This window comes from Micromonospora sp. NPDC005252 (genome assembly GCF_042872475.1).
Taxonomy (GTDB): domain Bacteria; phylum Actinomycetota; class Actinomycetes; order Mycobacteriales; family Micromonosporaceae; genus Micromonospora.
In genome coordinates, this window is record NZ_JBIAKN010000012.1 from 1 (window position 1) to 26,418 (window position 26,418).

Here is a 26,418-nt window from a genome sequence, read left to right on the forward strand (position 1 = left end):
CGCACCCTGCCGTGCTCATCCCGGTCCTCGCCACGCCCGTCCCGGTCCTTGCCACGCTCATCCCGGTCCTTGCCACGCTCATCCCGGTCCTTGCCACGCTCATCCCGGTCCTTACCGTCGTCCTGGCCTTCGGCCTGGCCGGCGTCGCTGACGTTCTGCTTCGGCGCCGCCTGCGAGTCGCTGGCCCGCTGTGCGTCGTCGGGCTTGTGGTCACGGGCAGCCAGCCCACCCAGTGCCGCCAGACCGACGACGCCGGTCAGGCCGGCCACGCCGGTGGCGACCCACAGCTTGCGTCGCCTAGTCGACGGCGCGGCCGCTGGGGCCCCGCCGTCGGGAGTCGTTACGTCGTTGGACATCAGAGCCTTCCGCCCTTTCCTGCTACCAGACGGGCTCGTACCACTTGAGCGGCACGAGCAGCTACAAATGGGTTGCAGCCTGTTATCCACACCGTATGAGAAGGATCCTCGCGAGGCGGACTTATCCGAAAAAACCCCGCATTCGCCTCACGTCGGTCGGGTGGGTACACCGGGGCGCAGGGCGTGAAGAAAGGCCCTGGGCAGCGCAAACAGCGACGGGCCCCGCCACCGGTGTCAGGACGACGGAAAACGTCGCTGGCACCGGGGGCGGGGCCCGCCGGGGGTCGTACCGGGTCAGCCGGGCAGGCGCGGACCCGCCTCGCGCTGCTCGGCCAGCCAGGTTTCCACCTCGTCGGAGCGGCGCGGCAGGCCGGCCGAGAGGTTCACCGCGCCGGTAGCGGTGACCAGGATGTCGTCCTCGATCCGCACGCCGGTGCCGCGCAGCTCCTCGGGGACCAGCTCGTCCTCCGGCTGGAAGTACAGCCCCGGCTCGACGGTCAGCACATAGCCCTCGCCGAGCGCGCCGTCGCGGTAGTGCTCCTTGCGGGCGTTGGCGCAGTCGTGCACGTCGATGCCGAGCATGTGGCTGGTGCCGTGCAGCGTCCACCGGCGGTAGATCGTCGAGGCCGGGTCCATCGCCTCGTCCACGCTCACTGGGAGCAGCCCGAGGTCCTTGAGCGCCTCGGCGAGGACCCGCATGGCGGTCAGGTGGACGTCCTTGAACGCCACGCCGGGCTTGATGATGTCGATGCCGGCCTGCTGCGCGGCGTACACGGCGTCGTAGACCTGGCGCTGCAATGGGGTGAACCGGCCGTCGACCGGCAGCACCCGGGTGACGTCGGCGGTGTAGAGGTTGCGGTTCTCCACGCCCATGTCCATCAGCAGCAGCTCACCGGGACGGGTGGCGCCGTGGTTGTGCACCCAGTGCAGGATCGTGGCGTGCTCGCCGGCGCCGACGATCGAGCCGTACCCGACGTCGTTGCCGTCGTGGCGGGCGCGCAGCGCGAAGATCCCCTCCAGCAGTCGCTCCGAGACGGCGCGGTCGGCGGGGAGGATCCGGGCCACGTCCTCGAAGCCGCGCACCGTGGCGTTGACGGCGTCCTGAAGCTGGGCGATCTCCCACTCGTCCTTGACCAGCTTCTGCTCCGAGATGGCGATCGCGAGCTCCCGGTCGCGGGGCGGCTGCCCCTCGGCGCGGACCCCGTCGTACGGGCGGACGGCCGCGTCGACCTGGGCGTCGAACCCGCGCAGCACCCGGGTGCGACCGGGTGCCAGGTCGGCCAGCGCCGCCTCCAGGCCGCTCAGGTCGGCGGTGGGCATGCCCAGCTCGGTGGCCTTCTCGCCGAGGGTGTGTCGCCGGCCGACCCACAGCTCGCCGTGCCGGCTGCGGAAGAACTCGTCGGTCTCCCGGGACGAGCGGGGCCGCATGAACAGCGTCGCGTCGTGCCCCGAGCCGTTCGGGCGCAGCACCAGCACGCTGTCCGGGTCGTGGTCGCCGGTCAGGTAGGCGAAGTCGCTGCCCGGCCGGAACGGGTAGGTGGTGTCGTTGGCGCGGACCTTCTCGCCGCCGGTCGGGATGACCAGTGTCTCGCCGGGGAAGGCCGCCGAGAGCGCGGCGCGGCGCTTGGCGTAGTTGGGTGCCTCGGGACGGGGCGTGACCGGGAGTTCGGTGTCCCGCCAGCCCTGCCGCATGAAGGACAGGAACGCATCCGGAAAGTCCGGATCGTGCGATTCCGTGCCGTCTGTCGGCGTACCGTCGGTGCGTTCCTCGGTCATTGCGCCGCTCCCTCCGCGTCGTTGCTGGTCCCGACGGTACCGCGTGCCCGGTTCGTGTTGGTGGCGGCCGGGAGCGCTCCGGATCGACGGACGGCTGCGACGGGCCGACGGACCGCGTGGAAAGATGACCACCATGTGCGGACTCCTGGCCTTCTTCAGCGCGAACGGCAACGCCGCCGCGCACCGCGACCACATCGCCGGAGCATTGGAATGCCTGCACCACCGCGGCCCCGACGAGACAGGGGTCGAGGTGGTCGGCGACGCCTCCGGCCGGTACGCGGACGGCGTGTTCGCCCACAAGCGGCTCGCCATCATCGACGTCGCGTCGAGTCACGAGCCGCTGCCCTACGCGAACGGCCGTTATCTGCTCACCTTCAACGGTGAGATCTACAACTACATCGAGCTGCGCGACGAGCTGGTCCGGAACTTCGGCGCGCAGTTCGCGACCGCCGGTGACGGCGAGGTGATCGTCGCCGGCTACCACTACTGGGGCGAGCAGGTGCTCACCCGCCTGCGTGGCATGTTCGCCTTCGTCATCTGGGACCGGCAGGAACGGCGCGCGTTCGGCGCCCGCGACTACTTCGGCATCAAGCCGCTGCACTACCTGGAGACCGCCGACGGCCTCTACCTGGCGTCGGAGAAGAAGGCGCTGCTGCCGTTCGCGCACAGCAACTACCAGGGCGACGCGGGTGTCGACGCGGCCAACCTGAGCCACTACCTGACGCTGCAGTACGTTCCCGAGCCCGGCACCCTGCACAAGGGCATCAGCCGCATCGGCTCGGGGGAGTACCTGACCTGGTCCCCGGGCGGGCGGATCGACGTACGCCGGTGGTACCGGCCGGTGTTCCGGCCCGCGCCGGTCGACGACGAGCAGAAGCTCTACCACGAGATCCGCGAGACGCTGCGCGAGAGCGTACGCATGCACATGCGCTCCGACGTGCCGGTCGGGTCGTTCCTGTCCAGCGGCATCGACTCGACAGCGGTCGTCGCGCTGGCCCGCGAGTTCAACCCGAACATCCTCACCTTCACCGTCGGCTACGACGTGCCGGGTTACTCGGAGATCGACGTCGCGCAGGAGTCGGCCCGGCACCTGGACGTCACCACCATCCCCACCAAGATCGGTCCGCAGGACATGATCGACGCGCTGCCGAAGATCGTCTGGCACCTCGACGACCCGGTGGCGGACCCGGCGCTGGTGCCGCTCTACTTCGTGGCGAAGAAGGCCGCCGAGCACGTCACGGTGGTGCTCTCCGGCGAGGGGGCCGACGAGTTCTTCGGCGGTTACACGATCTACCGGGAGCCGCTGTCGCTCGGCACCGTCAACGGCCTGCCCGGCGGCGTGCAGAAGGGCCTGCGGGCGGTCTCCAAGGCGATCCCGCAGGGGGTCAAGGGCAAGAGCTTCCTGGAGCGCGGCACCACCCCGATCGAGGAGCGCTACTACGGCAACGCCCGGATGTTCACCGAGGAGGAGAAGCAGCACCTGCTGCGCCGCTACGACCCCTCGGTGCGCTACACGGACGTGACCGCGCCGATCTACGCCGAGTGCACCGAGCTGGACGACGTCACCAAGATGCAGTACGTCGACCTCTACACCTGGCTGCGCGGCGACATCCTGGTCAAGGCCGACCGGATCTCGATGTCGCACTCGCTGGAGGTGCGGGTGCCGTTCCTCGACCGCGAGGTCTTCGACGTCGCGGCGAAGATTCCGGTGGATCTCAAGCTGCCGCCGCGCTCCGACGCCACCAAGTACGCGATGCGTCAGGCGTTGCAGGGTGTCGTGCCGCCGGCGATCGTCAACCGTAAGAAGCTGGGCTTCCCGACGCCCACCCGGGTCTGGCTGCGCGGCGAGATGTACGAGTGGGCCCGGCACGTGCTGAGCACCTCGGGCGCGGGTGACCTGCTCGACCTGTCGTACGCGCTGCGGCTGCTCGACGAGCACAAGCGGGAGGAGGCCGACCACTCCCGCAAGGTGTGGACGGTGCTGATCTTCTGCATCTGGCACGCCATCTTCGTGGCCAAGACGCTCGACCCGGGCATCCAGCGCAACCAGTCGGCTCTGCTGACGAAGCCGGTGGTCGGCTCCATGGTCCGCTGATCCAGCGACCCCACCCTGTCGATCAAGAGGTTTGCGTCACCCGAGTGACTCCGGGTGACGCAAACCTCTTGATCATTTCAGAACCTCAGCGGCGCGCGCAGGTCACCGTCGGGATGCCGTTCGTTCCTGTGCTGCTGGCCAGGAAGCCGAACGTGGTCGTGCCCTCGGGTGCGACCGTGCCGTTGTACGAGACGTTCGTCGCCGTCACCGAGGCGCCGGACGTCGTCTGGGTGGCGCTCCAGATCTGATTGATCACCTGCCCGTTGGGCCAGGTCCAGCTCGCGGTCCAGCCGGCGAACGGCGTACTGCCGTGGTTCATGATCGTGACTTCGCCCTGGAAGCCGCCCTGCCAGGCGCTGGTCACCTTGTAGACGGCCATGCAGTCACCGGTCGACGGCGGCGGCGTGGTCGGCGGCGGGGTGGTCGGCGGCCGCGTCGTGGGCGGCGGCGTGGTCGGCGGCGGGGTGGTGGGCGGAGCCGTGGTGGGCGGAGCCGTGGTCGGCGGCGGGGTGGTGGGCGGGTTCGAGCCGCCCGGACCCACACCGGTCACCTGGCCGGTGCCGCCGTCGAAGGCCACGTCGGAGCAGCCGAAGAAGTTCTCCTGCGAGTCCGAGCGCACCCAGCGGGAGTAGATGATGTGCCGGCCGCTCTTGCCCGACGGCAGGTTGCCGCTGAAGTAGTAGTGACCGTCATTGGTGCCGACGCCGCCGCGCTGCGGCGGGTTGGTCACCGTCAGGAACGGCTGCTCCTCCAGGTCACTCCATGCCAGCGCCCGGGTCGGGCTCCAGCTGTCCTTGGTGACGTAGAAGTAGAAGGTGCCCGGGTGGTGCGCCCAGTTGCTGTACCGGAAGTCCAGTCGCGCGCCGGAGGTCAGGTGGGTCAGCGGCCAGTCGGTGCGGGGCAGGTCGTAGCCCCGGTAGCCGGTGTTGCCACCACTGCACAGCTGCCCGTCCGGAATGAAGCCGGTGGTGCGACCACCGGCGTCCGAGCGCAGCACGCTGAACCAGTTGTAGAGCGAGTTCGTCCCGCTCTGCGCCACCGCGGCGGCGCACGCGGGGTTGTTCGGCTTGATCTCGCCGGTCTGGCTGAGGCCGTCCTGCCAGCAGAGGTAGGTCCGGGCGCCCGGCGTCATCGCCGCGCCGTGCGCGGCGGCCGGTTGCGGACTGGACGCCAGGGCTACGGCGCCCAGCGCGAGGGTAAGGGCCGCGGTGAGCAACGCGGCCGTACGGGAACGGTTCACGGGTTCTCCTGACTCGCGAGGCGTGCCGCCCGAGCCGCCCCGCCGCAATCGGGTGGGGTTGTGGTGTCGTCGCAGCGCCGTGCGGGCGGTTGCGGCGATCACAGTGACGTGCCCCGGCCGAAGAGCGGCCAGCGGACACACGCCATCAACGGTCCTGTCCTGGACCGGTGCCCTCGCGTCGAACCAACCCGGCAACCGGCGGCGCGGCAGCCCTCGCACCGCCCGGTACGCGTCATCCCACCACGCGACCGTCGCCGGCGCAATAGTCGATCCTCGATGTGTGAAAACGCGGGTGACGCGGCCCGTCGTGCCGTCGTCGGCTCACCCGTCTCCGGATCGGATCGGCGGGATCTCTCCTATAGTGATGGTCTGCATCCCCACGGCGACGACGGCCGTCCGGGCAGATCTCCCGCGTCGGGGCGGCGCACCTCGCCCTGTCGGTCGTACGGCGGGACCGGACGGCGACGAGACGAAGGAGGCGGCAGCGCGTGTCCGACGTGTTCGACGACCTGCACCGCCGCTGCCGCGCCGGCGAGCCGGTCGCCCTGGCCACCGTCGTCGCCACCTGGCGATCGGCGCCCCAGCCGCCCGGCGCCGCCATGCTCGTGGCCGCCGACGGCACGGTCACCGGCAGCGTCTCCGGCGGCTGCGTCGAGGCCGACCTCTACGAGCGCGCCCGCCACGTGCTCGACACCGGCGTACCCGAGCTGGTCCACTACGGCGTCAGCGACGACGAGGCGTACGCCGTGGGCCTGACCTGCGGCGGGATGCTGGACGTGTTCGTGGAGCGGATCGACGGCGGCGCCCTCGCGCAGGTGGACGCGGTCGCCGCCGCGCGACGGGCCGGCGAACCGGCCGCGGTCATCACCTGCGTGGCCGCCGACGCCGGCGACCCCCCGGGCGCGGCCCCGACCGACCCGGCGGGGCGACTGGGCCGACGGCTGGTGCTGACCGGTGGGCAGGTGACCGGCTCGCTCGGCGACGACCGGCTGGACGACGCCGCGACCGACGACGCGCTCGGACTGCTCGCCGCCGGGCACAGCGGCGTGCTCCGGTACGGCTACCACGGGCAGCGCCGGGGCGCCGGCCTCAGCCTCTTCGTGGCCGCGTACGCCACCGCGCCCCGGATGATCGTCTTCGGGGCGATCGACTTCGCGGCCGCGGTGGCCCGGATCGGCGCGTTCCTCGGCTACCAGGTGACCGTCTGCGACGCCCGGGCCGTCTTCGCCACCGGGCGGCGCTTCCCGGACGCGCACGAGGTGGTGGTGCAGTGGCCGCACCGCTACCTGCGGGCCGAGGTCGACGCCGGCCGGGTCGACGCGCGCACCGTCGTCTGCGTACTCACCCACGACCCGAAGTTCGACGTGCCGCTGCTGGCGCTGGCCCTGCGCCAACCGCTGGCGTACGTCGGCGCGATGGGGTCGCGGCGTACCCACGACGAGCGGCACAAGCTGCTGCGCGAGGCCGGGCTCAGCCCGGAGCAGCTCGACCGGCTCGCCTCACCGATCGGGCTGGACCTCGGCGGTCGTACGCCCGAGGAGACCGCGGTGAGCGTCGCCGCGCAGATCGTCGCCGCCCGCTGGGGCGGCAGCGGCCGGCCCCTGTCCGCGCTCGACGGGCCGATCCACCACCCGGGCTGACGCCGCACCGGTACCGCGTCTTCGCCGCCCAGCAGGGCGTCCGTTGTGCCAGCCTGGTGCCAGCGGACCATGTCCGCCCGATCGTTCCCTCGGCGGGCCGGCGTGCGGCACGCCGGGACGCTGCCGGCTGACGACGAAGGGACTTCGATGGGGTACGCGGTGGTGTTCGGCGAGGCGCTCGTCGACCTGCTCGACACCGAGCGCGACGGGGAACGGGTCTACCGGCAGGCGATCGGCGGTGGGCCGCTCAACGTCGCCGTCGGGGTGACCCGGCTCGGCGGTGCGGCGCAGTTCGTCGGCTCGCTCGGCGACGACGTGCTGGGCGGGCGGATCCGCGGCTTCCTGACCGATGTCGGCGTCGGTCTCGCCGGTGCGGTCACGGTGCCGGCGTCGACCGCGCTCGCGGTGGTCACGTACGACGGGCCGGAACCCGACTTCCGCTTCTACGGCGAGCCGCCCTCCTACAGCCTGCTCGGCGCCGACGAGCTGGACCTGGCGCTGCTGGAGGGCGCGGACGTGCTCTACTGCGGCTCGGTCGTGCTGGTGCAACCGCGCACCCTGGCCGCCGCGCGCCGGGCCTGGTCGCTCGCCGCCGGGCTGCGCGTCTTCGACCCGAACGTACGCCCCCACCTGCTCGACGGGCCGGCCGCGCTGGAGGGGCTGCGCGAGGTGGTGGCCGAGTTCGCCGCGGGCGCGCACCTGGTCAAGCTGAGCACCGCCGACGCCGCGCTGCTCTACCCGCGCGAGCCGGTCGAGGGGGTGGCCGCGTACCTGCGTGAGCTGGGCGCGGCCACGGTGGTGGTGACGCTCGGTGCGGCCGGCGCGGTGCTGGCCGCCGCCGGTGCGGATCCGGTACGGGTGCGGGCCCCCAAGGTCAACGCCATCGACGCCACCGGCGCCGGCGACTCGGTCATGGCCGCGCTGATCGCCGACCTGCTTCTCGACGGCGAGCCCGACGACCCGGCGGGCTGGGTCGAGCGGGTGGCCTTCGCGCTGCGGGTGGCGGGCCTCGTCTGCGAATCCCCGGGCGGCGCCACCGCCATGCCCACCCGCACCGACGTCGAGCGCCGCTTCGAACCCTGACCCGCGCCGGGGTGGGGGGTCAGACCGTTCCGTTCAGTTCGATGTAGCCGCGGCGGGCGGCGATCAGGGCGGCGCGGGCACCGAAGGGCGCCTCGGCGGCCACCCGCTCCGGTGGCGCGTCGCCGGTGTGCGCGGCGCGGATCAGCCAGGCCAGTCGCGCCAGTTCGGCGTGCTGGGCGCGGACGAACCCGACGTCCACCGGGTCGCCGTGGCCCGGCACGACCACCGTGCGCGCGGTGGTCAGCCGCAGCAGGTCCGCGACCGCGTCCGGCCACTGCAGGGGGTACGAGTCCTCGAAGGCGGGCGGGCCGCTCTGCTCCACCAGGTCGCCGGCGACGAGCACGTCCGCGTCGGGCACGTGCACCACGACGTCGGCGTCGGTGTGCCCGCGCCCCGGGTGCCGCAGCAGCACCCGCCGGCCACCCAGGTCGAGTGCGGTCTCGGTGTGCACCATGTGCGTCGGAGCGAGCAGCGGGGTGTCGGCCAGCTCGGCTGCCAGCTCCGGGTGCTCCGTGCGCACCTCCTCGTACGCCTCCCGGCGCAGCCGCTCCGGCTCGTCGCGCAGGGCCGCGGCGGCCCGCTCGTGCGCGTACACCGGGCGGGGTGGGTCGCCGGCCAGGACGGCGTTGCCGAAGCAGTGATCGTAGTGGTGGTGGGTGTTGACAAGCGTCAGCGGACGGTCGGTGACCCGCCCGACGGCGGCGGCCAGCTCGGTGGCCTGCCCGGCCGAGGAGAGCGTGTCCACCAGCAGCGCCTCGTCGTCGCCGACGACCAGGGTGACGTTGACCCGCAGCAGGGGCTCGCGCAGCACGTACACCCGGTCGGCGACCTCGCTGAACCCGGCGCTCACGACGACCGCCCGGCCCGGTCGACGAAGCGTTGCCGGTCCACCAGGATCCGGTCGACCCGGCCCCGGGCCACCGTCTGGTCGCCGTCCGCGACGGTGACCTCGAACGACAACCGGCGACCGTCGACCGCCGCGAGCAGCGCCTGCGCCCGTACCGTGCGCCCGACCACCGTCGGCGCGAGGTGCTCCAACTCGACCCGGGTGCCGACAGTTGTCGACCCGGGCGGCAGCGTGGCCGCCGTGGCCGCGACGGTGGCCGCCTCGGCGAGTGCGAGCACCCGGGGTGTGCCCAGCACCGGTACGTCCCCCGAACCGACCGCCTGGGCGGTGTCCGTGTCGGTGACGGTCAGTTCGACCTGGGCGGTCAGACCCGGCGCGAAGGCCGGCTCGGGCTGCTCCTGCATGGTCGTCAGCCTAGGTGCTCGCCGAGCCCGTCGCGCACGCGCCCGACGATCCGCACACCGACCGCCGTCCACGTGTGCACGGCTTCGCCGGGTGGTCCCCGTCGGTCGATGCCGTACCCGTCGTTAACCTTGACCGCGATGGCCGTCGTGACTGACCCCCAACCCCCCGCCCGGACCGACCCGCCCGCGTCCCCGGACGGGGGCCGTCGGCGCATCGTCGCCATGACGATCTGGGCGGTCGCCTTCGTCGCCGCCTGGCTGGCGATCGGGCTGCCCACCGACCCCGCGTACGCCTTCGTGTGGATCTGGCTGGCGACCATCGCCTGGAACAGCGAGCGGCCGTGGCGCAGCCACCTGCGCTTCGCCCGGGACTGGGTGCCGGTGGTGCTGCTGTTCGTCGTCTACAACCTCTCGCGCGGGTTCGCCGACAACGGGGCCACACCGCACGCCATGGAGCTGATCGTCGCCGACCGGTTCATGTTCGGCTGGGCCACCGGCGGTGAGGTGCCCACCATCTGGTTGCAGGAGCACCTCTACCGCCCGCAGGTGCACTGGTGGGACGTCGCGGCGAGCTGGGTGTACTTCTCGCACTTCGTGGTGGCGCTGACCGCCGCCGCGGTGCTATGGCTGCGCGACCGGCGCCGCTGGGCCGCGTACATGCGGCGTTGGGGTTTCCTCTGCGCCGCCGGCCTGGTGACCTACTTCGTGTACCCGGCCGCCCCGCCGTGGTGGGCGGCGCAGAACGGCCTGCTCACCGAGGTCGCCCGGATCTCCACCCGGGGTTGGAAGGCGTTCGGCATGCACGGCGCCGGCAACGTGCTCAACGCCGGCCAGATCGCCTCGAACCCGGTCGCCGCGATGCCGTCGCTGCACACCGCGTGGGCGCTGTTCGTGGTGCTGTTCTTCCTGACCACCACCCGTCGCCGCTGGTGGCCGCTGCTGCTCGCGTACCCGCTGGCGATGACCTTCACCCTGGTCTACTCCGGTGAGCACTACGTGATCGACGTGCTGGTGGGCTGGACGTACGTCGGGCTCACCTACCTGGTCGTCGGCCTGGCCGAGCGCGGCTGGACGGCGCTACGGGCCCGCCGAGCGGGGGCGGCCGACGAACCACCAGGGCAGACCGTCGCCCCCGAACCATCAGCCGACAGACACCCCACACCAAGCGACCAACCAGCGATACCCGCCGACCACTGACCAACCCCGCCCAGCCCCGCCCTGCCCTGCCCTGCCCCCGCCCTGCCCCCGTCGATCATGAAGTTATTGGCCGTCCGCTCGGCGTGTCGGGGCAATAACTTCATGATCACCGGAGGGATGGGGTGGGGGTTAGGGCGTGCGGCGGGCTTTGGTTGCTCGGGTGGTCAGCTCGGCTGCCAGGGCCCACGCCTCGGTGAGGTCCCGGTCCTGGGCGGCCGCGCCTGAGCCGCCGGCGGTGTCCGCGTACACGGTCGCCAGCCCCAGTCGGCGCTGCACCGGCCCCTGCACCACCCGCACGCTCTGGATCCGCGCGTACGGCACGATCGCCAACTGCCGGGTGAGCAGCCCGGACCGGGTGGCGAAGACCCGCTCGAACAGGCCCGCCCCGAGCGCGCCGCGCCCGAGCGGGTGCAGCCAGCGCGTCCGGGGCGGTGGTGGGCTCAGCGTCAGGGCGTCCAGGCGTACGCCCGGCAGCACCTCGGCGACGATCATCGTGGCGGTCGGCAGGTCGCCGACCGGCAGCAGCCGGTCCGGCCGGTTGCGGTCGTCGGCCTCCGCCACGGAGTAGCCGGCCACCTCCAACCGCAGCCGCAGCCAGTCGTTGACCCGCCACAGCAGCGGCCAGGTGGCCCGCACGGTCTGGACCCGGTCCAGCGGCACGGTCTGCGCGCGCGTCTCCAGCAGGCCGTTGTGCACCCGCAGGGTGCCGCCGTCGCGGGCCAGTCGGAAGTTCCAGTCGTCGAGCACCCGGCGGATCGGTTGCAGCAGCACACCGGCCATCGCGGTCAGCGTGCTCGCCACCGCGACGAAGGACCACGACCCGGCGGTGACGAACTGCACCACGACGAAGGCCACGCCGAACGGGAGCAGGAACGCCTGCGGGGTGAGCAACTGACTGACCAGCAGGTTCTGGTTGCGCACCGCGTGCAGCGGTCGTCCCGCCGCGGCCGTCGGCGTCCCGGGTTCCGTCAAAGACGCGGTGACGCCGGGCGGGGGCGGCGGGGTCGTCCGCCCGGCGAGCGTCAGCAGCCGCTCGCGCAGGCGGGCCGCGTCGGCCACTCCGAGGTACGCCAGCGGCGCCTCGGTCTTGCCTCCGCCGACCACCTCCAGGCGCAGCTCGGCCAGGCCGGTGAGCTGGGCGAGCAGCGGCCGGACCACCTCCACGGCCTGCAACCGCTCCAGCGGGATGGCGCGGGTACGCCGCCAGAGCAGCCCTTCGTGCACCCGCAGTTCGCGGCCCACCACGTGGTAGCCGGTGTTGTACCAGCTGATCACCGACAGCACGGTCGCGCCGAGCGCCAGCACCACCACCATGGCGGCGAACCAGCCGAAGCCGACCCGCGACAGCGTCGACCAGGACAAGCCCGCGATCACCACGACCAGCGACTTGGCGCCGTGCAGCAGCGGGCTGAGCGGGTGCAGCCGCTGCCGCGGCTCACCGTCACCGCCGCCCGGCGACGCCGGCCAGGGGTAGACCGCCCCGGGCGGCACCCCAGACGGCCCCGCGGGGTACGGCACCCCAGGCGGTCCCGCGGGGTACGGCGGAGCAGGCGGACCGGGATGTGGCGGAGTGGGCGGGCCAACGGGGTGCGGTGCGCCGGCGGCAGGCGCGCTGCCGGCGGCAGGCGGTGCGCCGGCGGGAGGCGCGCTGCCGGCGGGCAGCGGAGGCCGGGTGTCCGGCTCGGCGGGACCGTCGCTCATCGGGCCGGCTCTCGGCGGTGCCGACGGTCACCCGCGCGGGCGGTCACAGCCCCTCCGCCCGGTCCTCGCCCAGCGCGGTGAGCCGGTCGCGCAGTCGGGACGCCTCCGCCGGACGCAGCCCCGGCACCCGCGCGTCACTGGCGGCCGCCGCCGTGTGCAGCTGCACCGTGGCCAGGTCGAAGGCACGCTCCAGCGGACCGGCGCTCACGTCGACGAACTGCATGCGGGAGTACGGGACGATGGACAACCGCCGGACCAGCAGCCCGTGCCGTACCAGCAGGTCGTCGTCGCGCTCGGCGTAGCCCCAGGCGCGTACCGCGCGGACGATGGCTATGGCCCGCCACGCGCCGAGCACCACCACGAGGGCGAGTGCGAGCCCGAACAGCCAGTGGCCGCTCAGCGCCCAGCCGATCGCGGTCACCGCCAGGCCGATGGCCACCACGACCGCGAGCCGGATCAGCTCCACCCAGATCAGGTTGGTGGAGATCGGCTGCCACCGGACGGTGTCCGGCCAGGGCTCCAGCGGCCCTCGCCCCGACGACTGCGGACCGGAGTGGGGCACCGGGCCCGTGCCCGACGGCAGGAGACCAGGCGACGGCAGGTCGGACGGGGGCGGACCGGCGTCGTACCCGCCGCGCGGAGGCGATGCGGCGTCGTACCCGCCGGGCGGGGGCAGGGCGCTCGGCGGCAGCGGGGCCGGCCACGACACGTCCGGTGGGGAAGGGTCCGGGCCGAGTGTGCCGGGCGCCGGGAACGCGCCGGGTGGCGGCGCGACGCCGGGTGGCGGCGGACTGGCCGGGGAGGTGGGGTCGGGGGAGGTCGGGCGGTCGACGCGGTCCTCCGCGCTCACCGGCGGGCGCCGTTCCGCACGCCGCGACGCCGCACGATCCGTGCGCCGTGTGCCGCCGCCTCGCCCTGCCCGTCGGCGGCGCGGAGCGCCCCGCTGCCGTGCCTCATCGGTCGCTCGCTGCGCTCGCTCACGTGTCGAGGGTAGGCGATCCGGGCACCGGAGTGACGGCACGAAGGAAGCCGCGAACGTTCAGGAATTCGCCGAGACTGCCGCGGTGCTCGGCGCAGGCCAGCCAGGTCTTGCGCCGATCGGTGGTGTGCAGGCGCGGATTGTTCCACTCCAGCGCCCAGACGGCGGGGCCGCGGCAGCCCCGGGCCGAGCAGACCAGGGGCTCGTCGGCAGGGGAGGGGAGGCTCATCCGGGCCAGTCTAGGGCGGCCGGACGGAAAGCTTGAGCGCCGGGCGGCCACGGGGGGAGCCGCCCGGCGACGGGGTGAATCGTACACACGGCGGGCCGGTCCCTGTCCACCCGTGACACGCGATTCGGGCATTGGACGCCCGCGGCGAAAATCGGCTTCTCCCCACCTCGGCACTCAGGAAGGCGTGCGAGGCTTGATACCGCACCAGCCGCGACGACCGACCAACGCTGTGGAGGACCGGTGGCCCAGCCGACCACGCCCGACGCCCCGACGCCGAACGGGACGGCACCGGACACACCCGCACCGGTGACCACACCCGCGCAGGACGCCAGCCTGCTGGAGAAGGCGCTCTTCGAGATCAAACGGGTGATCGTCGGGCAGGACCGGATGGTCGAGCGGATGTTCGTCGCGCTGCTCGCCCGGGGTCACTGCCTGCTCGAAGGCGTGCCCGGCGTGGCCAAGACCCTGGCCGTGGAGACCCTCGCCAAGGTCGTCGGCGGGTCCTTCGCCCGGGTGCAGTTCACCCCGGACCTGGTGCCGGCCGACATCATGGGCACCCGGATCTACCGGCAGTCGAGCGAGAAGTTCGACGTCGAGCTGGGCCCGGTCTTCGTCAACTTCCTGCTCGCCGACGAGATCAACCGCGCTCCGGCCAAGGTGCAGTCGGCGCTGCTGGAGGTCATGAGCGAGCGCCAGGTGTCGATCGGCGGGGAGAGCCACCGGGTGCCCGATCCGTTCCTGGTGATGGCCACCCAGAACCCGATCGAGCAGGAGGGCGTCTACCCGCTGCCGGAGGCGCAGCGGGACCGGTTCCTCATGAAGATCGTCGTGGGCTACCCGACCGACGCCGAGGAGCGGGAGATCGTCTACCGGATGGGCGTGACCGCCCCGGAGCCGACGGCGGTCTTCGACACCCCCGAGCTGATCGCCCTGCAACGCAAGGCCGACCAGGTCTTCGTGCACAACGCGCTGGTCGACTACGCGGTGCGCCTGGTGCTGGCCACCCGCGCACCCGCCGAGCACGGCATGCCGGACGTCGCCCAGCTGATCCAGTACGGGGCCAGCCCGCGCGCCTCGCTCGGTCTGGTCCGGGCCACCCGCGCGCTGGCGCTGCTGCGCGGGCGCGACTACGCCCTGCCGCAGGACGTGCAGGACATCGCCCCGGACATCCTGCGCCACCGGCTGGTGCTCAGCTACGACGCGCTCGCCGACGACGTGCCGGCCGACCACATCGTGCACCGGGTGATGTCGACCATCCCGCTCCCGGCCGTCGCGCCCCGACAGCAGGCCACCCCGCCGCCGAGTACCCCGCCGCCGGGCGCCGGCTGGCCCGGGCAGCGGCCGTGACCTCACCCACCCCTCGTCCCGCCCCCGACCGCAGCGAGGCCGTGCTGTCCCGACTCCAGTTGCTGGTCACCCGCAAGCTCGATGGTCTGCTCCAGGGTGACTACGCTGGCCTGCTCCCGGGGCCGGGCAGCGAGGCGGGCGAGTCGCGGGAGTACCGCCCCGGTGACGACGTACGCCGGATGGACTGGCCGGTGACCGCGCGTACCACGACCCCGCACGTGCGGCGCACGGTCGCGGACCGGGAGTTGGAGACGTGGCTGGCCCTGGACCTCTCGGCCAGCCTGGACTTCGGCACCGGGCAGTGGCTCAAGCGGGAGGTGGTGGTGGCCGCCGCTGCCGCCATCACCCATCTGACCGTGCGCGGCGGCAACCGGATCGGCGCGGTGATCGGCACCGGTGGCGGCGCGTCCGCACCGGCGCGACGGTGGCGCGGTGGCCCGCCGCCGGTCGGGCCGGGGGTGCTCACCCGACTGCCGGCCCGCTCCGGCCGCAAGGAGGCGCAGGGCCTGCTGCGGGCCGTCGCCGGCACCGCGATCCAGCCCGGCCGGGGCGATCTGGGCGCGCTTGTCGACATGCTCAACCGCCCGCCCCGGCGGCGCGGGGTGGCCGTGGTGGTCTCGGACTTCCTGGCGCCGACCGAGCAGTGGGCCCGGCCGATGCGCAAGCTGCGCGTCCGGCACGACGTGCTGGCGATCGAGGTGGTGGACCCGCGCGAGCTGGAGTTGCCCGACGTGGGGGTGCTGCCGGTGGTCGACCCGGAGAGCGGTGAGCTGCACGAGGTGCAGACCGCCGACCCGCGGCTGCGGCAGCGCTACGCCGAGGCCGCCGCCGCCCAACGGGCCACGATCGCCGCCGCGCTGCGTGGCGCCGGCGCGGCCCACCTGCGTCTGCGTACCGACCGAGACTGGCTGCTGGACATGGTGCGTTTCGTGGCCGCGCAGCGGCACGCCCGCACCCGGGGGACGACACGATGATCCGTTTTCTGCAACCGTGGTGGCTGCTGGCCGTGCTGCCGGTGCTCGCCCTCGCCGCGTTCTACATCTGGCGGCAGCTGCACCGCCGGGCGTACGCGATGCGGTTCACCAACGTGGACCTGCTGCGGACCGTCGCGCCGAAGGGTCTGGGCTGGCGGCGGCACGTGCCGGCGACCGCGTTCCTGCTCTGCCTGCTGGTGCTCGCCACGGCGCTGGCCCGTCCGGCGGTGGACACCAAGGAGCCGCTGGAGCGGGCGACGGTGATGCTCGCCATCGACGTGTCGCTGTCCATGCAGGCCGACGACGTGGCGCCGAACCGGCTGGAGGCCGCGCAGGAGGCGGCCAAGCAGTTCGTGGGCGAGCTGCCGGAGAGCTACAACCTGGGTCTCGTCGCGTTCGCCAAGGCGGCCAACGTGCTGGTCCCGCCGGGCAAGGACCGGGACGCGGTGACCGCCGCGATCGACGGGCTGGTGCTGGCCGAGGCGACCGCGACGGGCGAGGCGGTGTTCACCTGCCTGGAGGCGATCCGGTCGGTGCCGGCCGACGGCGCGGCGGGTATCCCACCGGCGCGGATCGTGCTGCTGTCGGACGGGTTCCGCACCTCCGGCCGGTCGGTGGAGGAGGCGGCGGCTGCCGCGCAGGCGGCCAACGTGCCGGTCTCCACCATCGCGTTCGGCACCGACACCGGTCAGGTCGACATCGGTGGGCAGCTCCAGCGGGTGCCGGTGGACCGGCTCGCCCTCGCGGAGCTGGCCGAGACCACCGAGGGCTACTTCTACGAGGCGGCCTCGGTGAGCGAGCTGAAGCAGGTCTACCAGGACATGGGCAGCTCGATCGGGTTCCGCACCGAGCCGCGCGAGGTGACCCAGTGGTACGCGGGGTTGGCCCTGCTGCTGGCGCTCTGCGCCGGCGCGCTCAGCCTGCTCTGGTCGTCGCGGATGCTCTGAGGGCGGCCAGGGCAGCGGACGACCAGGGAAGAGACAGGCAGCGAACGGCCGGGGAAGTGAACGGGCCGGCGGCGGTCAGTGACCGCCGCCGGCCAGGACGAAGACGACGGCCACCCAGACGGCGGCGAGGGTGAAGCCCAGCGGGGCGACGTAGCGGCTCATGGACGGCTCCGAGTGGCGGCTGGACGGTCCGCGTGCGGGGGGCGGACCGCAGGGGGTGGGGACGCGCACACGAAGTCGTGACCGGGCGGCTCCCGGCGACCGTCCGGTGACCGGACGGCGCGGCACACGCGCCCCGGCGTCAGCCGAGGCGGTGGGGGAGCGGAGCGGGGTCAGCTCGCCAGACTGAGTCGTGGCTCAGCGGGGCTGACCATCGGCCCGGCCACGACTAGGAGGATCGCTATCTCGCACAGCGATCACCTCCTGCAAGTCGGCCGGGCCGGAACGTCGATGAGCGTACACCTGAGCCGGCGCCGGCACGCACTCGGCCGACCGGTCGGCAACCGCTCCACCGCCCGGCCGACGCCACCGGTCGGGGCGGTCCGCCGACCCGTGCCGGCGGCCCGTGCGCACGACGGTGACCAGCACCGCGGCGAGCAGGGGCAGCCAGCAGAACCGGGCCAGCACCCACGCCGGACCGTCCGGCGCGGTGTGCAGCCCGGGCAGGGCCAGGCCACCCCGGGCGGTGAGCGCCGTCACCGTGACACGGGTCGCGGGCGTCGCCCCGGGGAGCCGTTTCCCGGCTGGCCCTGTGGGACTACTCGCCGGCGGCGACCAGACCCGTCTCGTACGCCAGCACCACGGCCTGGGCCCGGTCGCGCAGCCCCAGCTTGGCCAGGATCCGCCCCACGTGCGTCTTCACGGTCTGCTCCGCCACCACCAGGTCACCGGCGATCTCCGCGTTGTTGCGCCCCCGGGCGATCAACCGCAGCACCTCGGTCTCGCGGGGCGTGAGCCCGGCCAGGTCGGTGGGGCGGGGTCGGCGGCGGTCCGGGCGGGCCGCGAACTCGGCGATCAGTCGGCGGGTCACCGCCGGGGCGAGCAGCGCGTCCCCGGCCGCCACCACCCGCACCGCCTGCACCAGGTCGGCCGCCGGCGCGTCCTTGAGCAGGAAGCCGCTGGCACCGGCGCGCAGCGCCTCGTACACGTAGTCGTCCAGGTCGAACGTCGTGAGGATGAGCACCCGGGGGCGCTGCGCCGAGCGGTCGCCCAGCAGCTTGCGGGTGGCCTCCAGCCCGTCCATGACCGGCATCCGCACGTCCATCAGCACCACGTCCGGATCGAGCCGGCGGGCGGCGGTGACGGCCTGCGCGCCGTCGGCTGCGTCACCCACCACGAGCAGGTCCGGCTGGGCGGCGAGCAACGCGCCGAAGCCCTGCCGGACCATCGCCTGGTCGTCGGCGATCAGCACCTTGATCATGCGTCTCCGCTCTCCGGCTCGTACGGCAGTTCGGCCGCCACCGCGTAACCGCCGTCGGGCAGCGGCCCGGCGGTGAACGTACCGCCCAGTGAGGTGGCCCGCTCCCGCATGCCGGTCAGCCCGTGCCCCGGGCTGCCGTCGGCGGTCGGTCGGGCGTCGGTCGGGGAGTTCTCGACGCGTACTCCCAGACCGGATTGGCGGGCGCGGACGGTGACGCGCACCGCGGCGCCGGCCGCGTGCCGGGCCGCGTTCGCCAGCCCCTCCTGCACGATGCGGTACGCGGCCAGCCCGACCGGCGCGGGCACCCGCCCGTCGCCCAGCGGGTCGACGTCCAGGGTCACCGGCAGCCCGGCGCGACGGGCCGCGTCCACCATCGGGCCCAGGTCGGTCAGGTCGGGCTGCGGAGCGGTCTGCGGACCGGTGGCCTCGCTGCGCAGCACCCCCAGCAGCCGCCGCATGTCGGTCAGCGCGTCGCGGGCCGAGCCGGCGATGGCGGCGAACTCGGCGGCCGCCGGTGCCGGCACGTCGGTCAGCCGGTACGGCGCGGTCTCGGCCTGTACCGCGATCAGCGACATGTGGTGGGCCACCACGTCGTGCAGCTCGCGGGCGATCCGGGTGCGCTCCTCCAGCACCGCGCGGCGCTCCTGCTCCCGCTCGCTCAGCTCGGTCTGCGCGGCGAGCGCCCGCCGGGACAGCCGGTTGTGCCGGATCAGGTCACCGACGATCGCCAGCGCGCCGAGCAGCGCCAGGACGGCGGCCCGGTTCTCCGCGCGCACCAGGGTGAGTACCGGCACCGCGGTGATCGCCACCACCCAGGCCAGCACCGGCCGGTCGACCCGCGCGACGACCACCGCGACCACCGCGACCGAGCCGAGCGCCAGCGGCGGCGTCCACGGTCCGGGCAGGTCGGCCGGGGCGTTGAACGTGCACACCAGCAGGGCCAGCACCGTGAGCCGCCAGGCCAGCAGCGGACGCCGGGGCAGCGCCAGCAGCGGCGCCACGGTCAGCGCCGCGAACAGCACCGCGATCGGAACCGGCAGACCCCAGTTGCTCTCCACGGTGAGCGTGATCCAGAAGAGGCCGAGCGCGGCGAGCAGCCCGACCGGGGCGGCGGGTCGGGCGAGCCGGGGCCAGCGGGCCAGCAGCGGTCGACCGGGCGGGGCGTCCGGGCCCCACAGGGTCTGCCGCAACGCCCGCAGGGCCACGGCGATCGGTTGCCGGTTCACCACCCGGAGGCTACGGGCAGAGCCCATCACGGGGCGTGCCACCAGGGGTTGATCCCGGTGTCGTACCACGGTGTGACGCGGCTCCCGTTAGCGCTTACCTGCCGGTAACGCCTAGGCTCCGACGCGTCCGTGCTGACCATTCGCAAGGGGGAACCGTGGCCCGTACCGTGCTGGTGACCGGGGGTAACCGGGGGATCGGCCTGGCCATCGCGCAGGCCTTCGCCAAGCAGGGCGATCGGGTGGCGGTCACCCACCGCAGCGGCGATGCCCCCGACGGGCTGTTCGGCGTGCGGGCCGACGTCACCGACGCGGCCTCGATCGACGCCGCGTTCACCGCCGTCGAGGCCGAGCTGGGTCCGGTCGAGGTGGTGGTCGCCAACGCCGGCATGACCGACGACACCCTGCTGCTGCGGATGTCCGAGGAGCAGTTCACCGGTGTGCTGGACACCAACCTCACCGGCGCGTTCCGGGTCGCCAAGCGGGCCTCCGGCAAGATGCTGCGGGCCAAGTGGGGCCGGATGATCTTCATCTCCTCGGTGGTGGGTCTCTCCGGCGGCGCGGGTCAGGTCAACTACGCCGCCAGCAAGGCCGGCCTGGTCGGCGTGGCCCGCTCGATCACCCGGGAGCTGGGCAGCCGCAACATCACCGCGAACGTGGTGGCGCCCGGCTTCATCGACACCGACATGACCGCCAGCCTCAGCGACGACCGCAAGGCGGAGATCCGCAAGTCCATCCCGGCCGGCCGGATGGCCAGCCCGGACGAGGTGGCCGCCGTGGTCACCTGGCTGGCCTCGGACAGCGCCGGGTACGTCTCCGGCGCCGTGATCCCGGTCGACGGCGGCCTCGGCATGGGCCACTGACCAGCGCTTCGACAACGTACGGAGGAAACCCTGCATGTCCGGACTGCTCGCCGGTAAGCGGCTGCTCGTCACCGGTGTGATCACCGAGGCTTCGATCGCCTTCTCGGTGGCGAAACTCGCCCAGGAGAACGGCGCGCAGGTCGTGCTGACCGGCTTCGGACGGCTCTCCCTGGTCGAGCGGATCGCCAAGCGGCTGCCCGAGCCCGCGCCGGTGATCGAGGTCGACGTGACCAACACCGAGCACCTGGCCAGCCTCGCCGACCGGGTACGGGAGCACGTCGACGGTCTCGACGGCGTCGTGCACTCGATCGGCTTCGCCCCGCAGAGCTGCCTCGGGGGTGGCTTCCTCGACGCGCCCTGGGAGGACGTGGCGACCGCCCTGCACGTCTCCACCTACTCGTACAAGTCGCTCGCCATGGCGGCGCTGCCGCTGATGTCGGCCGGCGGCGCGGTGGTCGGCCTGACCTTCGACGCGACGAAGGCGTGGCCGGTCTACGACTGGATGGGCGTGGCCAAGGCCGGCCTGGAGTCCGCGTCCCGCTACCTCGCCATGCACCTGGGCAAGCAGGGCATCCGCAGCAACCTGGTCGCCGCCGGGCCGCTGCGCACCATCGCCGCGAAGTCGATCCCCGGCTTCGACCAGTTCGAGGAGGCCTGGGCCGGGCGGGCCCCGCTGGGCTGGAGCCTCACCGACCAGGAGCCGGCCGCCCGGGCCTGCCTGGCGCTGCTCTCCGACTGGTTCCCGGCCACCACCGGCGAGATCGTGCACGTCGACGGCGGCTACCACGCCGTCGGTTCCTGACACTGCTCCGCGACGCTCCCTGGTCGCCGTCCGCGTGATCTACGCGTCCGGACCAGGGGGCGTCGCCGGGCCGTCGCGGCCGAGGGGCGAGAATGGCCCCATGGCGTACGACGCGGTGGTGCTGGTGTCCTTCGGCGGGCCCGAACGGCCCGAGGACGTGATGCCGTTCCTGCAGAACGTGACCCGCGGCCGAGGCGTGCCGCCCGAGCGGCTGGCCGAGGTCGCCGAGCACTACCAGCACTTCGGCGGGGTGTCCCCGATCAACCAGCAGAACCGCGAGCTGCTGGCCGCCGTCCGGGCCGACTTCGCCGCGCACGGCCTCGACCTGCCCATCTACTGGGGCAACCGCAACTGGGACCCGATGCTCGCCGACACCGTGACGCAGATGCGCGACGACGGGGTGACCCGGGCGCTGGCCTTCGTCACCAGCGCGTACGGCGGCTACTCGTCCTGCCGGCAGTACCAGGAGGACATCGCCGCCGCCCGCGCCGCCGTCGGCCCGGACGCCCCGGTGATCGAGAAGATCCGCCAGTTCTGGGACCACCCCGGTTTCATCGAGCCGCACATCGACGCCGTCCGTGCCGCGCTGGGCCAGCTCGACCAGGCGTTGCGGGACACCACCCGGCTGGTGTTCACCGCCCACTCCATCCCCACCTCGATGGCGGCCAACGCCGGCCCGCACGGCGGCCGGTACGAGGCGCAACTGCGGGAGGCCGCCGCGCTGGTGGCCGCTGCCGCCGCCCCCGACCTGGCGTACGACCTGGTCTGGCAGAGCCGTTCGGGCCCCCCGCACGTGCCGTGGCTGGACCCGGACATCAACGACCACCTGGGCACCCTCGCCGAGGGTGGCACCACCAGCGTGGTGGTCAGCCCGATCGGGTTCGTCTCCGACCACCTGGAAGTCGTGTGGGACCTCGACACCGAGGCGCTGGAGACGGCCAAGCAACTCGGCCTGGACTTCGTCCGGGCCGGCACCCCGGGCACCGACCCGCGCTTCGTGACCATGGTCCGGGAGCTGGTCACCGAGCGGACCGACCCGGACGGCGCGCAGCTGCGTCGTCGCCTCGGCGAGCTGCCGATGTGGGACACCTGCCCGACCGTGTGCTGCGTACCGACCCGCCGTCCGACGCCCGCTGGGAGCACCGATGCATGACCGCAAGCCCGTGCAGAGCTGGCTCACCGACATGGACGGTGTGCTGGTGCACGAGGGCCAGCCGGTGCCCGGCGCACCGGAGTTCGTCAACCGGCTGCGCGCCTCCGGCAAGCCGTTCCTGGTGCTGACCAACAACTCGATCTACACCCCGCGGGACCTCACGGCCCGGTTGAGCCGGATGGGTCTGGACGTGCCGGAGGAGTCGATCTGGTCTTCGGCCCTGGCCACCGGCCAGTTCCTCGCCGACCAACGGCCGGGTGGCACCGCGTACGTCATCGGGGAGGCCGGCCTGACCACCGCGCTGCACGCGGTCGGCTACGTGCTCACCGACTTCGCCCCGGACTACGTGGTGCTCGGCGAGACCCGCACCTACAGCTTCGAGGCGATCACCAAGGCGGTGCGGCTGATCAACGACGGGGCCCGGTTCATCTGCACCAACCCCGACGTGACCGGCCCGTCGGTGGAGGGCGCGCTGCCCGCCGCCGGCTCGGTCGCCGCCATGATCTCCAAGGCGACCGGGGTGGAGCCGTACTTCGTCGGCAAGCCCAATCCGATGATGATGCGCTCCGCGCTGAACACCATCAACGCGCACTCGGAGACCACCGCGATGATCGGCGACCGGATGGACACCGACATCCTCTGTGGTCTGGAGGCCGGGCTGGAGACCATCCTGGTGCTCACCGGCATCAGCAGCCGTACCGAGGCGGAGCGCTACCCGTACCGACCGTCCCGGATCATCAACTCGGTGGCCGACCTGCTCGACGAGGTCTGACCGAGCGGCGCGCTGATGATCGCGCTCGAACATGGATGTGGTGGTCACGCGCGCGCCGGAGGCCACGACATCCTGGATCGAGCGCGATCATGCCCGGCGCGGGCCGGTGATGATCGCGGGCGGCGTGGGTCAGGGGCGTAGCGGGGCGTTGCAGGCGGCGACCAGCGCCTGCCGGCAGGCCGTGGTGAGCGGGCGCAGCGCGGCGTCGCGCTGCTGGGCCTCGTAGTTGTTGATCGCGCCACCGGGGGCGGCGTGCCCGGCTAGCGCGAGCACCCGGTCGAGCACCGCGGCCCGGGCGAAGAGCCGGCGGGCCCGCGGGTCGAAGCCGGGTGGCAGGTCGGTGGCGCCGTCCGGGCGGCGCAGCGCGGCCAGCGCTCCGGCCAACTCGGGCCGCCACTGGGCCACGTCGAGCCGGGTCAGCGCGGCGGTGGTCTCGGCCAGCGCGGCGGCCAGCTCGGCCTCCGCCTCGGCGGCGCCGGGCAGCGACAGCGAGGCGGCCGGGGCGTTGGCCGGCAGCGGATACACCCGCCACAGCACCGTCTCGAAACAGTCCCCCGAGCCGGACGTGTGGCTGCGCACCTGCGGGATCAGACCCAGCCCACCGGCCACCACCGCCTCGCCCGCCACCAGGGCCGCCCCGGCGAAGTCCCCGGGACCGGGCAGACCCCGTGGGTCGCCCGGCGCGGGCAGCACCAGACGGATCTCGTCGGGGGAGAGCTTGGCCAGGGTGGGCAGCGCGGCGCCCAGCGGGACGTCGGTCCAGGTGCCGGGGGCGTCCGCAACGAGGTGCTCCTCGTCGCCGGCGATGGCGTCGGCGACCTCGTCGTACGGCACCAGCCCGGCGCGCCACGCGCGCACCCAGGCAACGAACCGGCTCGACCGGCGCGGCGCAAGCGTGGCCGCGCCCGTTGCGGGGGTGGACATGCCGAAAGGGTACGTGGTCATCGGTGGCCGTGTCTCGACTGCCGCTCCGGCCGCCCTGCCTGCCCCGAACTGCCCCCTTCGCCCGATCCGCGCCCGCAGCGCGGCCCGCTGATCCGCGGTTGACCGTCAGCCGCCGGGGCGCGGCGCTGCGACCCCGTCTCGCGTACCTCCCTGAGCGCTGGCGCAGCCGCAGACCTCGATGGGGTGGCGCGGTGTGTCGGGGGGCGGGGTGCTGGTGGGGGCGTTAGCGTGATCGACATGGCGGGGCGATACGGCGAGGACGTGCTGGCGGGGGACTGGCGGCGGCGGAAGGTCACCCCCGAGGTGGACGCCGAACCGGATCTCGTGGTGGAGGACGCCGACTCCGGGTTCTGCGGTGCGGTGGTGGGCTTCGAGGCCGGCGCGGTCGTGCTGGAGGACCGGCACGGCCGGCGGCGCAACTTCCCGCTGCTGCCCGCGGCGTTCCTGCTCGACGGCCGCCCGGTGACGTTGCGCCGCCCGAGCCGCGCGCCGGTGCCGGCGGCCCGCCGACGTACCGCGTCCGGTTCGGTGGCGGTGGACAATGTTCGCGCCCAGGTGGCCAAGGCCAGTCGGATCTGGGTGGAGGGCATCCACGACGCCGCCCTCGTCGAGCGGATCTGGGGCGACGACCTGCGGATCGAGGGCGTGGTGGTCGAGCCGTTGGACGGCATCGACGACCTGGACGCCGACGTACGCGACTTCGGCCCCGGCCCGACCCGACGACTCGGCGTGCTCGTCGACCACCTGGTGCCGGGCAGCAAGGAGAGCCGCATCGTGGCCCGGGTCAACTCGTCGTACGTGCTGGTGACCGGCCACCCGTACGTGGACGTCTGGCAGGCGGTCAAACCGGCGGCGCTGGGTATCGCGGCGTGGCCGGTCGTGCCGCCGGGGCAGCCGTGGAAGGAGGGGGTCTGCGCGGCCCTCGGGGTGGCCGAGCCGGCCGACATGTGGCGGCACATCCTGTCCCGGGTGAACAGCTTCGCCGACGTGGAGACCCCCCTGATCAACGCCATGGAACGCCTCATCGACTTCGTCACCGAACCAGCCTGACCCACCGCTCCGGCGGCGTGCCGGGGTGACGGGCGGGCGGTTCTCAGGGCTCCTGGTCGGGGCTGCGGGTGTAGACGAAGGTGGCGATGTCCAGCGCGACCGCGCGGCCCTGTCCGTCGCGGCGCACCGTGAGGATTTCGCCGTCCTGCCCACCGGCCCGACCCCGCCAGCGGTCCGGGCCCTCGGGAACGAACCGGAGGTTCGGTGCGCCGACCGGGCCGGCGTGCAGGTCGCCGGCGGCGTCCGCGTACACCTCGATGGTGGTGCCCATCCACCACCAGCGGCCGGTCAGCTCAGCGAGTTCGGCCGGCGGCGGGGCGGCGGCCGGAAGCCACGGGGTGACCGGGGCGGGTTCGGCGTCCAGCACCAGCGTGAGCAGTTGCCGGCCCAGCCCGCCGATGTGGCCGGTACGGAAACCGTAGGAGTTGGCGAAGCCGACGACAGCGGTGCGGCTGGGCCGGTGCACGGCCAGCGAGGCGACGTAGCCGGGCATGGAGCCGCCGTGTCCGACGTACACCCGGTCGCCTTCCCGGTGGAGCTCCACCCCGAGGCCGTGGCCGTGTCTCCAGGACTCCTGGTCGCTGATCACCACGGGCGAGCACATCTCGGTAAGCGTCTCGGCGGCCAGCACCGACGGGTCGGGGTCGGCCAGGAACGCCGCCCAGCGGCCCAGGTCCTCGATCGTCGACCAGAGCTGCCCGGCCGGGGCCATCGCCCCGGTGTCGGTACGCGGCTCCTCGCGCAGGGTGTCGTGCCAGGGGTGCACGACGTAGCCACGGGCGAACGGCTCGCTGGCCGCGTACGTGGTGCGGCGCAGGCCCAGCGGGGTGAGGATCCGCTCGTTGAGCAGGTCGGCCCAGGGCGTCCCGGTGAGTCGTTCGAGGATGCCGCCGAGCAACCCGTACGCCAGGTTGGAGTAGTGGTAGGTGAGGTGCGGCGGGTAGGCGATCTTGTCGGGGGTGACCCCGGCGAGCAGGGTGGTGAGGTCCACGCCGGCGGCCCGTTCCCACCAGTCGCCCTCGGGTTCGCGCTGGATGCCGCTGGCGTGCGCGAGCAGTTGGCGCAGGGTGAGCGCGCCGACGCTGGTGCCCGGCAGGTGGCGCTCCACCGGGTCGTCGACGGCGAGCCGGCCCGCGTCGCGCAACTGCATGATCAGGGTCGCGGTCATGGTCTTGCTGATCGAGCCCAACCGGTACTGGAGGTCGGCGTCCGGGCGGGGGTGCGCGCCGGCGGTGGCCAGGTGCGCCAGCGTGCCGTCGCACACCACGCCCAGCACCAGCGACGGGGTGTGGCCGTCGGCCTGGGCCTGCGCGACCCGGGCGTCGATCTGCCGGGCGGTCTCGGGCAGCAGCGTCAAGGGGATCTCCTGGGGTCG

At 73.4% G+C, this 26,418-nt stretch carries 26 protein-coding genes and 1 pseudogene; 12 read left to right on the forward strand and 15 right to left on the reverse strand.

The features are described from left to right. Together ACFYPH_RS26115 and ACFYPH_RS26120 are read right to left on the reverse strand one after the other, a co-directional pair. A pseudogene (locus ACFYPH_RS26115) lies at positions 1-356 on the reverse strand (hypothetical protein); the annotation flags it as partial. Positions 357-650: 294 nt separating this feature from the next. Next, the gene (locus ACFYPH_RS26120; RefSeq protein WP_387185406.1) at positions 651-2,132 is read right to left on the reverse strand and encodes an aminopeptidase P family protein; all 1,482 of its coding nucleotides are present in this window, start codon (positions 2,130-2,132) and stop codon (positions 651-653) included. A gap of 133 nt (positions 2,133-2,265) precedes the next feature. On the opposite strand from ACFYPH_RS26120, the gene asnB reads away from it, so the two are divergent. Beyond that, positions 2,266-4,227 carry an asparagine synthase (glutamine-hydrolyzing) gene (asnB, locus tag ACFYPH_RS26125; protein WP_354863278.1) on the forward strand — a complete coding sequence of 654 codons (1,962 nt, stop codon included), beginning with the start codon at positions 2,266-2,268 and terminating at the stop codon, positions 4,225-4,227. 85 nt (positions 4,228-4,312) lie between these two features. Here the strand turns inward: asnB and ACFYPH_RS26130 are convergent, their stop codons facing one another. After that, positions 4,313-5,467 (reverse strand): lytic polysaccharide monooxygenase, encoded by a 1,155-nt coding sequence (locus tag ACFYPH_RS26130; protein WP_387185409.1) that lies wholly within the window; start codon positions 5,465-5,467, stop codon positions 4,313-4,315. Between the two features lie 488 nt (positions 5,468-5,955). Between ACFYPH_RS26130 and ACFYPH_RS26135 the strand changes: the two genes are divergently transcribed. Then, complete coding sequence (locus ACFYPH_RS26135; protein ID WP_387185412.1) at positions 5,956-7,107, forward strand: XdhC family protein; 1,152 nt, start codon at positions 5,956-5,958, stop codon at positions 7,105-7,107. A 147-nt stretch (positions 7,108-7,254) separates the two neighbouring features. Next, entirely contained in the window at positions 7,255-8,190 is a 936-nt protein-coding gene (locus ACFYPH_RS26140) for a carbohydrate kinase (RefSeq protein ID WP_387185415.1), read from the forward strand. 19 nt (positions 8,191-8,209) lie between these two features. Here ACFYPH_RS26140 and ACFYPH_RS26145 read toward each other — a convergent pair whose 3' ends face one another. Together ACFYPH_RS26145 and ACFYPH_RS26150 are read right to left on the reverse strand one after the other, a co-directional pair. Next, the gene (locus tag ACFYPH_RS26145) at positions 8,210-9,040 is read right to left on the reverse strand and encodes an MBL fold metallo-hydrolase (protein WP_387185418.1); all 831 of its coding nucleotides are present in this window, start codon (positions 9,038-9,040) and stop codon (positions 8,210-8,212) included. Further along, complete coding sequence (locus ACFYPH_RS26150) at positions 9,037-9,441, reverse strand: hotdog domain-containing protein (RefSeq protein ID WP_355067138.1); 405 nt, start codon at positions 9,439-9,441, stop codon at positions 9,037-9,039. Before ACFYPH_RS26150 ends, ACFYPH_RS26145 begins: the two co-directional genes overlap by 4 nt. A gap of 138 nt (positions 9,442-9,579) precedes the next feature. Here ACFYPH_RS26150 and ACFYPH_RS26155 point away from each other — a divergent pair, with 138 nt between their 5' ends. Continuing rightward, positions 9,580-10,638, forward strand: coding sequence for a phosphatase PAP2 family protein (locus ACFYPH_RS26155; RefSeq protein WP_387185421.1), 1,059 nt, complete (start codon positions 9,580-9,582; stop codon positions 10,636-10,638). Between the two features lie 129 nt (positions 10,639-10,767). Here ACFYPH_RS26155 and ACFYPH_RS26160 read toward each other — a convergent pair whose 3' ends face one another. The 4 genes from ACFYPH_RS26160 to ACFYPH_RS26175 all read right to left on the reverse strand — a co-directional run bounded on the left by ACFYPH_RS26160 (position 10,768) and on the right by ACFYPH_RS26175 (position 13,547). After that, positions 10,768-12,339, reverse strand: a complete 1,572-nt coding sequence (locus ACFYPH_RS26160; RefSeq protein ID WP_387185424.1) for a PH domain-containing protein — start codon at positions 12,337-12,339, stop codon at positions 10,768-10,770. A gap of 43 nt (positions 12,340-12,382) precedes the next feature. Next, entirely contained in the window at positions 12,383-13,015 is a 633-nt protein-coding gene (locus ACFYPH_RS26165) for a PH domain-containing protein (RefSeq protein ID WP_387185559.1), read from the reverse strand. Between the two features lie 170 nt (positions 13,016-13,185). Then, positions 13,186-13,320 (reverse strand): hypothetical protein, encoded by a 135-nt coding sequence (locus tag ACFYPH_RS26170; protein ID WP_354861690.1) that lies wholly within the window; start codon positions 13,318-13,320, stop codon positions 13,186-13,188. Next, positions 13,317-13,547 (reverse strand): hypothetical protein, encoded by a 231-nt coding sequence (locus ACFYPH_RS26175; protein ID WP_387185426.1) that lies wholly within the window; start codon positions 13,545-13,547, stop codon positions 13,317-13,319. The genes ACFYPH_RS26170 and ACFYPH_RS26175 overlap by 4 nt, the downstream gene beginning before the upstream one ends. A 240-nt stretch (positions 13,548-13,787) precedes the next feature. On the opposite strand from ACFYPH_RS26175, the gene ACFYPH_RS26180 reads away from it, so the two are divergent. The 3 genes from ACFYPH_RS26180 to ACFYPH_RS26190 are packed head-to-tail and all read left to right on the forward strand — an operon-like array spanning position 13,788 to position 16,815. Then, entirely contained in the window at positions 13,788-14,894 is a 1,107-nt protein-coding gene (locus ACFYPH_RS26180; protein ID WP_354861694.1) for a MoxR family ATPase, read from the forward strand. Beyond that, complete coding sequence (locus ACFYPH_RS26185) at positions 14,873-15,868, forward strand: DUF58 domain-containing protein (RefSeq protein ID WP_355067175.1); 996 nt, start codon at positions 14,873-14,875, stop codon at positions 15,866-15,868. Before ACFYPH_RS26180 ends, ACFYPH_RS26185 begins: the two co-directional genes overlap by 22 nt. After that, a complete protein-coding gene (locus tag ACFYPH_RS26190) occupies positions 15,865-16,815 on the forward strand; it encodes a VWA domain-containing protein (protein ID WP_387185429.1) in 951 nt (316 codons plus the stop codon). The genes ACFYPH_RS26185 and ACFYPH_RS26190 overlap by 4 nt, the downstream gene beginning before the upstream one ends. Positions 16,816-16,890: 75 nt before the next feature. Here the strand turns inward: ACFYPH_RS26190 and ACFYPH_RS26195 are convergent, their stop codons facing one another. The 4 genes from ACFYPH_RS26195 to ACFYPH_RS26210 form a co-directional block, all read right to left on the reverse strand. Beyond that, entirely contained in the window at positions 16,891-17,046 is a 156-nt protein-coding gene (locus tag ACFYPH_RS26195) for a hypothetical protein (RefSeq protein ID WP_354861697.1), read from the reverse strand. A 126-nt stretch (positions 17,047-17,172) separates the two neighbouring features. Then, positions 17,173-17,514, reverse strand: coding sequence for a hypothetical protein (locus tag ACFYPH_RS26200; protein ID WP_355067140.1), 342 nt, complete (start codon positions 17,512-17,514; stop codon positions 17,173-17,175). A 58-nt stretch (positions 17,515-17,572) separates the two neighbouring features. Continuing rightward, complete coding sequence (locus tag ACFYPH_RS26205) at positions 17,573-18,235, reverse strand: response regulator (RefSeq protein WP_387185433.1); 663 nt, start codon at positions 18,233-18,235, stop codon at positions 17,573-17,575. Beyond that, complete coding sequence (locus ACFYPH_RS26210) at positions 18,232-19,461, reverse strand: sensor histidine kinase (protein WP_387185435.1); 1,230 nt, start codon at positions 19,459-19,461, stop codon at positions 18,232-18,234. Before ACFYPH_RS26210 ends, ACFYPH_RS26205 begins: the two co-directional genes overlap by 4 nt. 155 nt (positions 19,462-19,616) lie before the next feature. On the opposite strand from ACFYPH_RS26210, the gene fabG reads away from it, so the two are divergent. The 4 genes from fabG (at position 19,617) to ACFYPH_RS26230 (ending at position 23,048) form a co-directional block, all read left to right on the forward strand. Then, entirely contained in the window at positions 19,617-20,321 is a 705-nt protein-coding gene (gene fabG, locus ACFYPH_RS26215) for a 3-oxoacyl-ACP reductase FabG (RefSeq protein WP_354861702.1), read from the forward strand. 34 nt (positions 20,322-20,355) lie between these two features. Beyond that, entirely contained in the window at positions 20,356-21,123 is a 768-nt protein-coding gene (gene fabI, locus ACFYPH_RS26220) for an enoyl-ACP reductase FabI (protein ID WP_354861704.1), read from the forward strand. Positions 21,124-21,223: 100 nt separating this feature from the next. Then, a complete protein-coding gene (locus ACFYPH_RS26225) occupies positions 21,224-22,276 on the forward strand; it encodes a ferrochelatase (protein WP_354861706.1) in 1,053 nt (350 codons plus the stop codon). Continuing rightward, complete coding sequence (locus ACFYPH_RS26230; RefSeq protein ID WP_354861708.1) at positions 22,269-23,048, forward strand: HAD-IIA family hydrolase; 780 nt, start codon at positions 22,269-22,271, stop codon at positions 23,046-23,048. The genes ACFYPH_RS26225 and ACFYPH_RS26230 overlap by 8 nt, the downstream gene beginning before the upstream one ends. A 129-nt stretch (positions 23,049-23,177) precedes the next feature. Here the strand turns inward: ACFYPH_RS26230 and ACFYPH_RS26235 are convergent, their stop codons facing one another. Then, entirely contained in the window at positions 23,178-23,972 is a 795-nt protein-coding gene (locus tag ACFYPH_RS26235; protein WP_039908695.1) for a hypothetical protein, read from the reverse strand. Between the two features lie 258 nt (positions 23,973-24,230). Here ACFYPH_RS26235 and ACFYPH_RS26240 point away from each other — a divergent pair, with 258 nt between their 5' ends. Next, positions 24,231-25,043 (forward strand): DUF3097 domain-containing protein, encoded by an 813-nt coding sequence (locus ACFYPH_RS26240; protein ID WP_363940152.1) that lies wholly within the window; start codon positions 24,231-24,233, stop codon positions 25,041-25,043. 43 nt (positions 25,044-25,086) lie between these two features. Here the strand turns inward: ACFYPH_RS26240 and ACFYPH_RS26245 are convergent, their stop codons facing one another. Beyond that, the gene (locus tag ACFYPH_RS26245; RefSeq protein ID WP_355067145.1) at positions 25,087-26,400 is read right to left on the reverse strand and encodes a serine hydrolase domain-containing protein; all 1,314 of its coding nucleotides are present in this window, start codon (positions 26,398-26,400) and stop codon (positions 25,087-25,089) included. Positions 26,401-26,418 lie beyond the last annotated feature (18 nt).

Bases quoted from the DNA above. Each gene is read 5' to 3' on its own strand.
- ACFYPH_RS26225 (WP_354861706.1), top strand. From the start codon at position 21,224: ATGGCGTACGACGCGGTGGTGCTGGTGTCCTTCGGCGGGCCCGAACGG.
- ACFYPH_RS26240 (WP_363940152.1), top strand. From the start codon at position 24,231: ATGGCGGGGCGATACGGCGAGGACGTGCTGGCGGGGGACTGGCGGCGG.
- fabI (WP_354861704.1), top strand. From the start codon at position 20,356: ATGTCCGGACTGCTCGCCGGTAAGCGGCTGCTCGTCACCGGTGTGATC.
- ACFYPH_RS26120 (WP_387185406.1), bottom strand. From the start codon at position 2,132: ATGACCGAGGAACGCACCGACGGTACGCCGACAGACGGCACGGAATCG.
- ACFYPH_RS26205 (WP_387185433.1), bottom strand. From the start codon at position 18,235: ATGATCAAGGTGCTGATCGCCGACGACCAGGCGATGGTCCGGCAGGGC.
- ACFYPH_RS26230 (WP_354861708.1), top strand. From the start codon at position 22,269: ATGCATGACCGCAAGCCCGTGCAGAGCTGGCTCACCGACATGGACGGT.
- ACFYPH_RS26150 (WP_355067138.1), bottom strand. From the start codon at position 9,441: ATGCAGGAGCAGCCCGAGCCGGCCTTCGCGCCGGGTCTGACCGCCCAG.
- ACFYPH_RS26175 (WP_387185426.1), bottom strand. From the start codon at position 13,547: ATGAGCCTCCCCTCCCCTGCCGACGAGCCCCTGGTCTGCTCGGCCCGG.
- asnB (WP_354863278.1), top strand. From the start codon at position 2,266: ATGTGCGGACTCCTGGCCTTCTTCAGCGCGAACGGCAACGCCGCCGCG.
- ACFYPH_RS26190 (WP_387185429.1), top strand. From the start codon at position 15,865: ATGATCCGTTTTCTGCAACCGTGGTGGCTGCTGGCCGTGCTGCCGGTG.
- ACFYPH_RS26140 (WP_387185415.1), top strand. From the start codon at position 7,255: ATGGGGTACGCGGTGGTGTTCGGCGAGGCGCTCGTCGACCTGCTCGAC.
- ACFYPH_RS26235 (WP_039908695.1), bottom strand. From the start codon at position 23,972: ATGTCCACCCCCGCAACGGGCGCGGCCACGCTTGCGCCGCGCCGGTCG.
- ACFYPH_RS26160 (WP_387185424.1), bottom strand. From the start codon at position 12,339: ATGAGCGACGGTCCCGCCGAGCCGGACACCCGGCCTCCGCTGCCCGCC.
- ACFYPH_RS26155 (WP_387185421.1), top strand. From the start codon at position 9,580: ATGGCCGTCGTGACTGACCCCCAACCCCCCGCCCGGACCGACCCGCCC.